The organism is Gordonia sp. NPDC058843, assembly GCF_042743165.1.
Classification (GTDB): Bacteria; Actinomycetota; Actinomycetes; order Mycobacteriales; family Mycobacteriaceae; genus Gordonia.
Genome location: NZ_JBHYNC010000076.1, coordinates 1 through 11,897 on the forward strand (window position 1 = coordinate 1; position 11,897 = coordinate 11,897).

Annotated in this window: 13 protein-coding genes and 1 pseudogene; 8 read left to right on the plus strand and 6 right to left on the minus strand. The window is 67.2% G+C overall.

Features of this window, described 5'->3' with window-relative positions:
• Positions 1-177 precede the first annotated feature (177 nt).
• Complete coding sequence (locus tag ACFW3F_RS25145; protein WP_388062384.1) at positions 178-1,056, minus strand: LysR family transcriptional regulator; 879 nt, start codon at positions 1,054-1,056, stop codon at positions 178-180.
• A 92-nt stretch (positions 1,057-1,148) separates the two neighbouring features.
• Between ACFW3F_RS25145 and ACFW3F_RS25150 the strand changes: the two are divergent.
• From ACFW3F_RS25150 to ACFW3F_RS25165, 4 genes and pseudogenes are all read left to right on the plus strand, one after another.
• Positions 1,149-1,516: pseudogene (locus ACFW3F_RS25150) on the plus strand (YybH family protein).
• A gap of 103 nt (positions 1,517-1,619) precedes the next feature.
• The gene (locus tag ACFW3F_RS25155; protein WP_388062386.1) at positions 1,620-3,020 is read left to right on the plus strand and encodes a phosphotransferase family protein; all 1,401 of its coding nucleotides are present in this window, start codon (positions 1,620-1,622) and stop codon (positions 3,018-3,020) included.
• A 37-nt stretch (positions 3,021-3,057) separates the two neighbouring features.
• The gene (locus ACFW3F_RS25160; RefSeq protein WP_388062388.1) at positions 3,058-4,329 is read left to right on the plus strand and encodes an acyl-CoA dehydrogenase family protein; all 1,272 of its coding nucleotides are present in this window, start codon (positions 3,058-3,060) and stop codon (positions 4,327-4,329) included.
• 13 nt (positions 4,330-4,342) lie between these two features.
• The gene (locus ACFW3F_RS25165; RefSeq protein ID WP_388062390.1) at positions 4,343-4,819 is read left to right on the plus strand and encodes a hypothetical protein; all 477 of its coding nucleotides are present in this window, start codon (positions 4,343-4,345) and stop codon (positions 4,817-4,819) included.
• 4 nt (positions 4,820-4,823) lie between these two features.
• Here the strand turns inward: ACFW3F_RS25165 and ACFW3F_RS25170 are convergent, their stop codons facing one another.
• The 4 genes from ACFW3F_RS25170 to ACFW3F_RS25185 all read right to left on the minus strand — a co-directional run bounded on the left by ACFW3F_RS25170 (position 4,824) and on the right by ACFW3F_RS25185 (position 8,073).
• On the minus strand, positions 4,824-4,997 hold the full coding sequence (locus tag ACFW3F_RS25170; RefSeq protein WP_388062392.1) for a hypothetical protein: 174 nt from the start codon (positions 4,995-4,997) through the stop codon (positions 4,824-4,826).
• 102 nt (positions 4,998-5,099) lie between these two features.
• Positions 5,100-5,627 carry a DUF1697 domain-containing protein gene (locus tag ACFW3F_RS25175; protein WP_388062394.1) on the minus strand — a complete coding sequence of 176 codons (528 nt, stop codon included), beginning with the start codon at positions 5,625-5,627 and terminating at the stop codon, positions 5,100-5,102.
• The gene (locus ACFW3F_RS25180; protein ID WP_388062396.1) at positions 5,624-6,925 is read right to left on the minus strand and encodes a DUF4185 domain-containing protein; all 1,302 of its coding nucleotides are present in this window, start codon (positions 6,923-6,925) and stop codon (positions 5,624-5,626) included. The genes ACFW3F_RS25175 and ACFW3F_RS25180 overlap by 4 nt, the downstream gene beginning before the upstream one ends.
• 380 nt (positions 6,926-7,305) lie before the next feature.
• Positions 7,306-8,073 (minus strand): methyltransferase domain-containing protein, encoded by a 768-nt coding sequence (locus ACFW3F_RS25185; RefSeq protein WP_388062398.1) that lies wholly within the window; start codon positions 8,071-8,073, stop codon positions 7,306-7,308.
• A gap of 103 nt (positions 8,074-8,176) precedes the next feature.
• On the opposite strand from ACFW3F_RS25185, the gene rnhA reads away from it, so the two are divergent.
• From rnhA to ACFW3F_RS25200, 3 genes are all read left to right on the plus strand, one after another.
• Positions 8,177-8,671, plus strand: a complete 495-nt coding sequence (gene rnhA / locus ACFW3F_RS25190; protein WP_388062399.1) for a ribonuclease HI — start codon at positions 8,177-8,179, stop codon at positions 8,669-8,671.
• Positions 8,668-9,579: a D-isomer specific 2-hydroxyacid dehydrogenase family protein gene (locus ACFW3F_RS25195; protein ID WP_388062401.1), complete on the plus strand. Its 912-nt coding sequence runs from the start codon at positions 8,668-8,670 to the stop codon at positions 9,577-9,579. The genes rnhA and ACFW3F_RS25195 overlap by 4 nt, the downstream gene beginning before the upstream one ends.
• A 75-nt stretch (positions 9,580-9,654) precedes the next feature.
• Complete coding sequence (locus ACFW3F_RS25200) at positions 9,655-10,446, plus strand: SDR family oxidoreductase (protein WP_388062403.1); 792 nt, start codon at positions 9,655-9,657, stop codon at positions 10,444-10,446.
• On the opposite strand, the gene ACFW3F_RS25205 is transcribed toward ACFW3F_RS25200, so the two are convergent.
• Positions 10,447-11,145, minus strand: coding sequence for a hypothetical protein (locus ACFW3F_RS25205; protein ID WP_388062405.1), 699 nt, complete (start codon positions 11,143-11,145; stop codon positions 10,447-10,449).
• Positions 11,146-11,191: 46 nt separating this feature from the next.
• On the opposite strand from ACFW3F_RS25205, the gene ACFW3F_RS25210 reads away from it, so the two are divergent.
• Positions 11,192-11,764: a YdeI family protein gene (locus ACFW3F_RS25210; protein WP_388062407.1), complete on the plus strand. Its 573-nt coding sequence runs from the start codon at positions 11,192-11,194 to the stop codon at positions 11,762-11,764.
• Positions 11,765-11,897 lie beyond the last annotated feature (133 nt).

Sequence of the window (11,897 nt, forward strand, 5' to 3'; positions counted from 1 at the left end):
TCGACGCGCTCCTTCGTCGCTTGCTCGGCCCGGCGGCTTGCGCTCCTCGCACCTCAGGGAGCAGGGGTTATGCGGTTCTTTCGGATTAGGGACCAGGGGTTATGCAGTTCTTTCGGACTAGGGAGCAGGGGTTATGCGGTTCTTGCGGATCAGGGAGCAAGGTCGGGCTCGCACGGGTCAGGTGTCCTTCTCGAAGGCGTCTCGGGCAATCTCGACGAAACGCGCCGCGGCGACCGAGGGTTTCGATCTCCACAACAGGCCGAGATGGGCTGTGCCCTCGACGTCCCGGATCGGCACCCCGACCACGCGGTCGTCGGCCCGCGCGATCGACTCACTCAGAATTCCGACTCCCATTCCACTGCAGACCAATTCGATGATCGCATCCGGCGACGACGCCTCGACCGCCGGCCGGATCGGCCCGCCGTGTGTCGACGCTGCAGCGTCGAACACCCGTCGGATGCCCGCGCCGCGGGGCAGGCAGATGAGCGATCGGTCGCGAAGCCCGGCGAGATCGGCGGTCCGACTTCGGGATCGGCCGTTCCTCGGAAACGCCGCGACGACCCGCTCGGCGATGATCGTCAACGATTCGAGCCCGGATGGGAGGTCGTCTCCGTAACCGGCGAGTGCGACGTCGAGACGTCCGTCGTCGGCCGATGCGATGAGCTCTGCAGAGGGATACTCGCGAAGGCTCACCTCGATCTGTGGGTGAGTCGATCGGAAGGTGCCCAGGGCGGCGAACAGTGGCGCGATGGTGCAGCCCTCGACCATCCCGATCGACAAGCTTCCGCGGACCAGGCCGGCGACATCGGCGACGGCGCCCGCGACGTCGGCCGCAGCCGCAAGCGCGCCCCGTGCCGCCGGTAGAGCTGCGCGCCCGGCGTCGGTCAGGCGGACGGCGCGCCCGGAACGGTCGAAGAGGTCCGCACCCAGCTCGCGCTCCAGGCTGCGGATCTGCGCGCTGATGTTCGGCTGGGTCGTGTGCACGCGCGCCGCTGCCGCGGTGAAACTGCCCTCTGCTGCGATGGCCGCAAAGTACTCGAGCTGGCGGAGTTCCATAAATCAGAATGATACTTCTCATTCCTAGCATCACTTGGACTTAAGTCGAACATGAAGACAAGCTGGACGCGAGGACATCGAGAGGAGCAGAAATGACCACCTACGAAACCGCTCGCACGCCCGAGGATCTGACAAGACTGTTCGTGGAGTTCTCCAACGCAGGCGACGCCGACGCCGTGGCCTCCCTCTACGACGAGGCGGCGGTGATGGCATACCCGCCCGGGCAGGTCACGCGCGGCCGCGCCGCCATCCGTGACCTTTGGCCTCGGTACTGGCCGATCGGCCCACCTTCGTGCCAGAACCGCCGCTGCCGACCCTCACTTTCGGGGACGATCTCGCCCTCACCGCGACGCCGCCCCGGGACGGTGCCGGTGCGCGCGCACAGGTGGTCCGCCGTCGAGACGATGGTTCCTGGGTACGCGTCATCGACCAGCCGGAGTTCCAGACTCCGGACAACTGAGACGTCCGGACCAGATTTCTGAGGCCGGATTCAGCTTTCGTGCTAGCTTCGCTGTGGTGGCGGTTACATCCGCCGGTCGGTGGCGCGAAGGGACGGGATCGGCGTGGGAGTACCGGAAGCGGACGGTGTCGCCGCGAAGATCGCATCTCGCCTCGCCGAGTCGCGCGGGACCCCGATCTCGGTCGAGGCGGCGAGACTGCTGCCGGCAGGCGCGAGCCGGGCGACCTACGCCGCAACACTCGTCGCGGGAACCGGCCGCGTCGAGCCGATCATCATCCGAGCCGTTCCCGCCGCCACCGACGACGGCGGTCTGCGTGCCGAGGCGCAGGTCCTGCGCGCCGCTGCTTCTGCCGGGGTGCCGGTGCCGGAGATTCTCGACGCCGGATTCGACGACGGGCCCAACGTTCTGGGATTCCCCTATCTCGCAATGAATTTCATCGACGGAGAATCGATCCCGAGGCGCATCTTGCGGGACGAGGCCTATGTCGGCGCGCGCGCCCGGTTCGTCGAACAGTGCGGCGCGATCCTCGCCCGCATCCACCGGATCGACGCGGCCCAGACACCGGGCCTCAGCGAGCTCGCCGATCCGATCGGCGGACTGCGCCAACTGTTCCCGCGCGAATTCGATGCGATGCCCGCAGGACTGGTATTGGCGACGCAGTGGCTCACCGACAACCGTCCCGATCCGTCGCCGCGACAGTGCCTCGTGCACGGCGACTTTCGGTTGGGAAATCTCCTCATCGATTCCGAAGGGGTTGCGGCGGTCCTTGATTGGGAGCTCGTCCACCTCGGCGATCCGGTCGAGGACCTCGGTTGGCTGTGCGCGAAGGCGTGGCGGTTCGGGGGAGCGTCCCCTGTCGCGGGAATGGGCAATCGAGACGTGCTGCTCGACGCCTATGCCCGTGAGGCGGGTTGGCGTCCCGCCGAGGAGGCGTTGCGCTGGTGGGAGCTCTACGCCACCGTCAAGTGGGGCCTCATCTGTGCGGTGCAGGCGGCCCGGCACCTCGACGGGGTCGAACGATCGGTGGAGCTCGCCGCCATCGGACGGCGCAGCGCCGAGCAGGAATTCGACGCTCTGCTCGACCTGGGGCTCGTGACACCCGAAGCGGTGCCCGACCCTCTGACCGAGTCACCGGGGGTAGACCCGAACGATGATCTCTACGGCTCGCCGAGCGCTGTCGAACTGCTCGAAGCTCTCGCCGAGTTCCTCCGGTCCGATGCCATGCAGGCGGAGCTGTCGCCGCAGGTCCGTTTCCACACGAGGGTGGCAGGCAACGTCGTCGACGTCGTGCGTCGGCAGGCACTTCTCGGCGCTCGGGACGCGGTCGCGAGCGCGCAACGCCTGGATGCGCTCGGAGTCGCAGATCAGGCCGCGCTCTGCGACGGACTGCGCTCCGGCGAACTCGACGGCGCCGACCCGAAGGTCCGCGACGCCATCGTCGCCGACGTACGCGCGCGACTCCTGGTCGCCAACCCCAAGTACTTTGCGGTCCCTCACCCGTGACCGCTGGACATCCGATCCCAACCGAGAAGGGTTCACCGTGGACTTCGCACTGCCAGAGTCGCTGACCGACTACCTTGCCGAACTCGACGCCTTCATCGAGGCCGAGATCGTCCCGCTCGAGCAGGCCGACGACAACATCCGATTCTTCGATCACCGGCGTGAGGACTCCCGAACGGACTGGGAGCGCGGCGGATTGCCGAACAAGGAGTGGGAAGCACTCCTGGGTGAGGCGAGAAGACGGGCCGATGCCGCCGGGCACTTCCGCTACCCGTTCCCGTCCGAGTTCGGCGGTCGGGACGGATCGAACCTGGCGATGGCGATCATCCGCGAGCACCTGGCGTCGAAAGGGCTCGGACTGCACTGCGATCTGCAGAACGAGCACGCCATCGTCGGCAACAACATCGGCCTGCTCCTCATGCTGGAGTACGGCACACCCGAGCAACAGGAGGAATGGGTCGAGGGCCTGGCGGCGGGAACGAAGTTCTTCGCCTTCGGCATCACCGAACCGGACCACGGCTCCGACGCCACCTACATGGAGACGACCGCTGTTCGCGACGGCGACGACTGGATCATCAACGGTGAGAAGACCTGGAACACCGGCATTCATGCCGCTCACCGCGACATCGTGTTCGCCCGCACCAGTGGCAACGCCGGTGATGCCCGCGGGATCACCGCATTCCTCGTCGACCCACACGATCCCGGGTTCGCCGTCGAGGAGTACCTGTGGACGTTCAACATGCCGACCGATCACGCGCACATCTCACTGCGGGATGTCCGGGTGCCGAACTCCGCGGTGTTCGGGGCGGAGGGCGCCGGCCTGCAGGTCGTGCAGCACTTCTTCAACGAGAACCGCATCCGCCAGGCGGCGTCGAGTCTCGGTGCCGCGCAGTATTGCGTCGACCGTGCGGTTGCATACGCCAACGAGCGTGCTCCCTTCGGCAAGAAGCTCTCGACGAATCAGGCGATCCAGTTCCCGCTCGTCGATCTACACACCCGGTGCGCGATGATCCGGGCGTTGATCCGCGAAACCGCGTGGAAGATGGACACCTACGGGCCGTTCGCCGCGTCGGCGGAGGTCTCGATGTGCAACTACCAGGCGAACCGGTTGTGCTGCGATGCCGCCGATCAGGCGATGCAGGTGTTCGGTGGGCGCGGGTACTCGCGGCACGAGCCGTTCGAGCACATCTACCGCCACCATCGGCGCTACCGGATCACCGAAGGCGCCGACGAGATCCAGATGCGCCGCGTCGCCGGGTACCTGTTCGGTTTCATGTCGGGAAAGGCACCCAAGGGAGTGCAGTCGTCCTGAGTAGTCTGAACGCATGATCGCGGTCATCATCATCGTGGCCACCGTGGTGGTCGCACTGTTCGTTCTCGGCGGCGCTGCCTGGTTCGCGTACGACTCGGACAAACGCGTGCGCACCTTCGCCCGGTCCACCGACCTGATTCCCGGCCGACCGGGCCGGGCGCCCGAGAGCTGGGCCACCGACAACACCCGAGAAGCGCTGCTGCATCGACGCATTCGGTACGCGATCGCCGATGTGCATGCGAACCCGGCGATCCCGCACGACGACGAGCTCGTCGCGGCGCGCAATCGCCTCGACGACGCGGTCTTCGAACTCGACGACCGGCTCATCGCATCGGCAGACCTCGCCGGCGACGACGCGACCGAGGTGCTCGATCACGCCGAATCGGCGATCAAGGATCTCGAGAAGCTGCCGAAGAAGCTGTGGGAGGCTCCGCGCGAGGACCAACTCGCCGACCTGGACCGCGTCGCTCGCGTCCTCTCTCGCGGCTGACCGCTCAGATCACCGTGGGCCGCGGCGGCGGATCCGGCTCCGCCGGGCGTGGCTGCGGGTCGGGAGCCGGCGGCGGGGTCGGTACGGGAATCGGCGGTTCGGGCGACGGCTCCGGAATGGGCTCCGGCGCCGGCATGGGTTCGGGCGGTGGCGGGGGCGGCGGGACCGGTTGACTCATCTCCGGACTCCTCTCGACGCGAACGTCTGGTTCGTCTGATTTGTCTCGTGACACCTTCTTCGACGCTACGCCCGTCCCGAGCTGCCGGCCACCGTGCGGAGGTCAGGAGCCGGCGAGCTCGAGCAGCTTGCGGACGGTCCGCAGGTTGCGTCCGGTTCCCTGGACGCCCAGGCCACGCGCTATGACCGGTGCGGTCAACGGCGAACGCCCGGCCCCGTCGGCGTATCGGATGTGCAGATCGGACCCGATGACACGGGCGACGTCATCGCCGAAGTCCGTCCGCTCGAATGCGGTCACCTTGTCGGGCGCCGGCTCGCCGGTCAGGAAGTACACGTAGGAGTACTTGTCCTCGACGACGTCGAACGGATGCGCGTCGAGCGCGGCGCGGACCTGTTCGGGAGTGCGGCTGATGACTTCGCGGAACCAGCCGTAGCGTTCCTCCATCGCGGTCTCGAGTGCGCGGTCGAACCGCTCCGGGTCGGCGGGCGGCGAACAGAGCAGGTTCCCCGACGCGATGTAGGTCGAGACCTCGCCGGCACCGAGGTCGGCTGCGATCTGGCGCAATTCGACCATCGGGAGTTTCGCCCCGCCCACGTTGACGGCGCGGATCAGGACGATCCGCCGGCTCACGGACGCACCATCGACAGGTCGGTCCGGACCAGCATCACGTTGTAGTCATCCCAGCGGGAGACGACGAAGTAGAGGTCTCGGCCGGACGATCGCGGATGGATGTACGGGGTGTACAGGCCGCTGGACTGCTTGTTCGAGACGATGACCCGCTCCCCACTCCACGGACCCACCGGTGACGGCGACGTACGCAACATGATCGTCCCGGCGCGCTCGCTCAGCATGACGAACCGGCCGAGGTAGGCGTTGTAGGCCACGGAGATCTCGCTGACCGGGCCGGCGACGATCGGCGCGGCGTCGGCCGGATTCGACGACCATGACGTGCCGCCGCGGAAGTACTGATACCGGGCGAGGTTCAGTATGTCGGCGGGGCGGAATCGGGCCACATGAGCCGAACCGAAACGACCGTTGGGAGTGCCGTACTGGTAGATGTACTCGCCGCTACGGAGGAATGCGCCCATCTGGAACCGGTTGTGTCCGCTCGCCACCTGGGGAACGCCCGGAATCGTCAGGTCGGTGTTCCAGCGTAGGGTGTTGTTGTCGACGGTCCAGGTCTGACCGTTGTTGTGCGACAGTGCGATCCCCGAGTAGTTCGTACTCCACCGGCCCGGCCCCAGCCAGCGATGGATCGACATGAAGCTGACGAATTGGGTGCCGTTGATCGAGATCCCGCCGGTGGGGATCCGACCGACCTCGATGTTGCGCACTCCGACCGCGTTGAACATCGGTTGAGCCCACGTGGGATGTCCCGAGGTCACCGAGGCGCCCGACCGGACCGAGCCGGGTACGGCGTTCGGGAATCGGATTCCCTTGGCCAAGTTGGAGTTCGCATCACTGCGCAGCATTGTGTTGTGTTTCCAGGCCATCTGTCCCGCGCACTTGCCCCAGGTGTCGCCGAAGGCCATCAGGACCTGACCGGAGCCGTTGTCCCACGGCACCCCGACGTCCGTGGCGGTGATCCCGAAACGGGTGTCGGTGCGGGCGGGACTGCGCGGTCCGGTCACCCATGAAACGGCCTTGCTCGCGCCGGTGAGTCTCGGAAGCGGGCCCTGTGGCTTCTTTCCGTCGGCGCGGTAACTGCCGTAGTCGAGGCTTCCCCAGCCGAGCTCACTGGACCCGGAACTTCCGGTGCTGCCGACATCACCTCCGGTGATACCGGTGACGTTGCAGACCGCGGCTTCGGCCGGTGCCGACACGGCAGCCAGGAGGCCACCCGCCAGGGCGGCGGCGGCAACTGTTGCGACGACGCGGCTTCGGGCGTGGCGGACCGTACGCAGACGAGTCCGGCTGCATCGAGGCATGGACGTACCCCCTGAGGTGACGACAGATGGTGTCAGTGTTGCAGAAGTGGCGGGCGGGAGCGTCGTCGATCCCGAACCGAGTCCGTTGCGTGACCCGTCGAGCTACCTCAGGGGCCGAATTCGCAGTTCCGAAGAGCCACCCGCTGGCCTCGAGCAGCGATGAGCGATCGCGACAGGGTGCCGCTATCCGTTGACTGTGCGCCGCGATTCGTTGACTGTGCATCGCAATCCGTCGACTGTGCGCCTCTATTCGTTGGTTGGGCGTCGTTCAGGGGACAGCGGATCTCTGACGCCACCCACTCGACGGAAAAGGACGCACGGTCGACGAAAGAAGGTGCCCGGTCGACGGGAAATGACGCACGGTCGACGGGCGTCCCGGATCAGCGACGAGTGGCCACGGCGAACGTGCGGCGGAAGGGTAGGACCGTGCCCCACTCGCGTCGCGGATAGGCCTCGGCGAAGCGTTCCTTCAGGTCGGCGACGAACTGCTGCCGTAGGTCGCCCGACAGGGCCTGCAGATAGGGACGTGCGCCGGTGCCCGACATCCAGTCGAAAACCGGGTCCTGGCCGTCGAGCACGTGGAAGTAGGTCGTCTCCCACGCGTTGACGTGGTATCCGCGCTCGGCGAAGAAGTCGAGGTACATGTCGGCATCGAGGTGTGGCAGCGCTCGCAGATCGCCGAATGCCCCGATGTACGGCTCGGTCGCGGCGAGGTCGGCGAGTGCGGCGTGGGTGGGCGAGTCGGTGTTGTTGGGCACCTGCACAGCGAAGGCCCCGCCGTCGGAGAGATGCCCGAGCAGTCGGTCGATGACGTCGAGGTGGTCGGGCACCCATTGGAACATCGCATTGGAGATCATCAGGTCGACCGGCCGGTAGGGCGTCCACTGTGAGACGTCGACGGCGTCGTAATTGGCGTGCGGGTCGGTGTTGTCGCGGATGGCCCGGTCGACCATCTCCGCCGAGTCGTCGATGCCCAGGATCTCGGCCGAGGGCCAGAGCGCGCGGAGGTGTTTGGTCAGATGGCCCGGTCCGCAACCCAGGTCGACCACCGACAACGGGTTGGTCGGGATCTGCGCGATGAGGTCGAGAAACGGCCGCGCGCGATCGTCGGCGAACTGCAGATAGCGTGTCGGGTCCCACACAGCCATGTGTCCACCCTAGGTGCCCGGCGCCCGAGATGTCGGGGACGACGTCAGTTTGCCCCGCGGTGAGTGTGCGGCCGGGCGCCGTGGCTGTCGTAGGCTTCCCTGCGTGACAGCTTCTGCGAATCCAGATCCTGACAGTTCTCCGGCCGAACCGGACGCCGGGTCGGCCGTCGTCGAGATCTCGACCGACGGTGCCTGCCTGGGCAATCCGGGCCCGGGCGGATGGGGTGCGGTGCTTCGCTACAAGGGCACCGAGAAGCGGATCTCCGGTTCCGAGCCGGATACGACCAACAACAAGATGGAACTCACGGCCGCCATCGAGGGACTCGCGGCGCTGACCAGGCCGTCGAACGTCATCATCTACACCGACTCCACCTACGTCCGCAACGGGATCATGAAATGGGTCAACGGCTGGCAGGCGAACGGCTGGAAGACCAAGGACCGCAAGCCGGTCAAGAACGCGGATCTGTGGCGTCGGCTGGTCGAGGAGGAAAAGCGGCACCAGGTCGAGTGGCGGTGGGTGAAGGGGCACGCCGGCGATCACTTCAACGAGATCGCCGACGAACTGGCGACCACCGCGGCCCGATCGGTCTCACGATGACCCCGGTGGCGGTTGCCGTCGAACCGGTCCGCGACGAACATCTGGTCGCGGCGGTCGAGGATGCGGGCGGACGGATCGTCGGCCTCGGCGACGCCCGGGTGCTCGTGTGGATCGGGCCGCCCGCGGAGTTCCCGGAACTGCCGGACACCATCGAATGGGTGGCCCTCAAGACCGCGGGGATCGAGGACTTCGTGGCCGCCGACGTCCTCGACGACCGCCGGATCTGGACCAACGCGTCGGGCTTCTATGCCGAGAACGTCGCCGAGCATGCGCTGACGCTGCTCCTCGCCGGGCTCCGGCAGATCAACACCGCCGTCCTCCGGCACTGGGACAAGGAGCGGATCGACACCGCCGTCCGGTCGCTGCACGGTTCCACCGTGGCCATCGTCGGAGCCGGGGGGATCGGCGCGTCGCTCGCTCCGCGTCTCCGGGCGTGTGGTGCCCGCGTCGTCGCGGTGAACAGGTCGGGACGGGAGGTGCCCGGTGCGCACGAGGTCCGCCGATCGGACCAGCTGGACGAGCTGTGGAGTTCGTTCGACCACGTCGTGTTGGCCGCACCGTCGACGCCCGAGACCCGACACATGATCAACGCCGAGAGCCTCGCCGCACTACCCGCGCACGCGTGGGTGGTGAATGTCGCCCGCGGACCTCTCGTCGACGAGGCAGCGTTGTACCGCGCGTTGGTCGACGGTCAGATCGCGGGGGCGGCCCTCGACGTGACCGATCCGGAACCGCCCGCCGCCGACCATCCGCTGTGGTCCCTGCCCAACGTGATCATCACCCCGCATGTGGCCAACCCGGCGTCGGGTCTCACCCGTGAACTCGCGCCGTGGGTTGCCGAGAACCTGCGCAGGTTCGCCGCCGGCGACGAATTGCTGTCCGTGGTGACCACGCACCGCGACTACTGAGGTCGCGACCTGCCGAAACCGGTCGATTTCTAGAACACGTTCTCGTTTTGTGTTCTGACGTGGCATGGTCGACGAGTGATTCTCGACAGATTCCGGATAGACGACCAGGTGGCCATCGTGACCGGCGCGAGCCGGGGGCTCGGGGCCGCGATCGCGGTCGCCTTCGCCGAGGCGGGCGGCGACGTGGTGATCGCGGCACGCAGTGAGTCCGATCTCGAGCAGGTCGCCGAACGGGTCCGTGCGGCCGGCCGGCGGGCGCACACCGTCGCCGTGGACCTCGGCGACCCCGAGGCCGCCGCGGCACTCGCCCAGACCGCGGTCGACCAGTTCGGGCGGCTCGACACCGTGGTCAACAATGTCGGCGGCGCGATGCCCCGGCCGCTGTTCGACACCAGCCCCAAGCACCTGCGGGACGCCTTCGACTTCAACGTCGGCAACGCGCACGCGCTGGTCGTCGCGGGTTCCAAGCAGATCCTCGCGACCAGTGGACGAGGCTCGATCATCAACATCACGTCCGCGGTCGGTCGCCTGCCCGGACGCGCCTACGCCGCCTACGGCACCGCGAAAGCCGCTCTCGCGCACTACACCCGCATCGCGGCGATGGATCTCAACCCGAAGATCCGGGTCAACGGCATCGCGCCGGGTGCGATTCTGACCTCGGCGTTGGAGATCGTCGCCGGTGACGAGGGGATGCGCACCGAGGTCGAGACCTCCACGCCGTTGCACCGTCTCGGTGATCCGGAGGACATCGCCGCAGCGGCGCTCTATCTGGCGTCACCGGCGGGCGCGTACGTCACCGGCAAGATCCTGGAGGTCGACGGCGGGATCATCGCGCCCAATCTGGACCTGCCGATCCCTGATCTCTGATCAGTCCCGCCCGCGCTCCAGCGCGCCCGCGATCTGCCGTTCGAGATGTGCGGCCGCCACCTGCGGAACGTCGATGATGCCGTCGAGTTCGGCACGGACCTTCTTGTAGGCGGCCTGCCTCTCGGCCGGGGTGGCGCCGGCATCGGCTGCGACGTTGATCAGCTTGCGCGCCCGGTCGAGTGCTTCGCGCTCGACCGGGGAGAAACCGGATTGTCTGCGACGTCGCGCTTCTCGCTCGGCCGCGTCGAAGGCTGCGGCGTAGTCGCCGACCGCGTCGCGGTACTCGGTGAAATTCGCCGGGGACATCGACGTTTCGCTCGTAGAGACCCCTGCGGTGCCCGGTTCGGGCCGCAGGTCGTCCGCGCGAACCCGCGCCCGGTGGAAGGCGAGGGTCAGCGGCTCGCGCATGTCGGTCATCAGCGGGTACTCGATCAACGTCGCGAGATCGAGTTCGTACGCGAACCACTTCTCGTTGAGTGCGTCGTGCTGGGTGAGGACGCGGCGCAGCTGGTCGGCCGAGGTCGTCGTGAGCTTCAACTGCTCGGTCTGCGCGTTGGCCTTGATCCGAGCGAGCTCGATCTTGTCCTTGCGTCGCTTCTCGTTGTACTTGCCGATCGAGCCCGCCCACCCGCCGACGACTGCGCCGATCGGGAAGATAAGCCACCAGTTGTCCGTGGCGAAGTTGACGATCTCGTTCACGGCTCAACTGTACCGAGATGAGGACTCAGGTCATTAGGGTTGACGAATGGCCGATCCCGATGCCCCGAAACTGAACGTCGAGACCGTCGATGCGTGGCGAGAGTGGTTGCGCGACAACCACCAGACCTCATCAGGAGTGTGGCTTGTGTTCTGGCGCAAGGGTTCGGGCCGGGAGCCGCTCGATTACGACGAGTGCGTTCGCGAGGCGCTCTGCTGGGGGTGGATCGACGGTCACACCCGCGTGATCGACTCCGAACGTCGCGGCATGTGGTTCACCCGGCGCGGGCGCAACAGCGGATGGTCGGCATCCAACAAGGCGCGCGTCGCCGACCTCACGGCCGCTGGTCGCATCCAGCCTGCCGGGCAGGCCGTCATCGACGACGCCAAGGCGCGCGGCCTATGGACCATGTTCGACGACGCCGAGGCACTGGTCGAATCTCCTGAACTCGCTGCCGCTCTCGACGCCGACCCGATTGCCCGGGCCAACTGGGACGCGTTCCCGCCGAGCGCGCGCAAGTTCGGGTTGTCGCAGATCGCCCTGGCGAAACGACCCGAGACCAAGACCAAACGCATCGGCACCCTCGTCGAGCGGGCGGCGCGCAACGAGCGGCCTGCGTGACCCTTCGTGACGCGCCCTCCGCAAGCTCCGGGCGCTATTTCTGCTCCCTAAGGTGCGAGCGAAGCGAGCCACGAATTGGCATGCAAGCAGACACACCCGGCCCAAAGATGGAACTCGGGATCGCGACAATCCA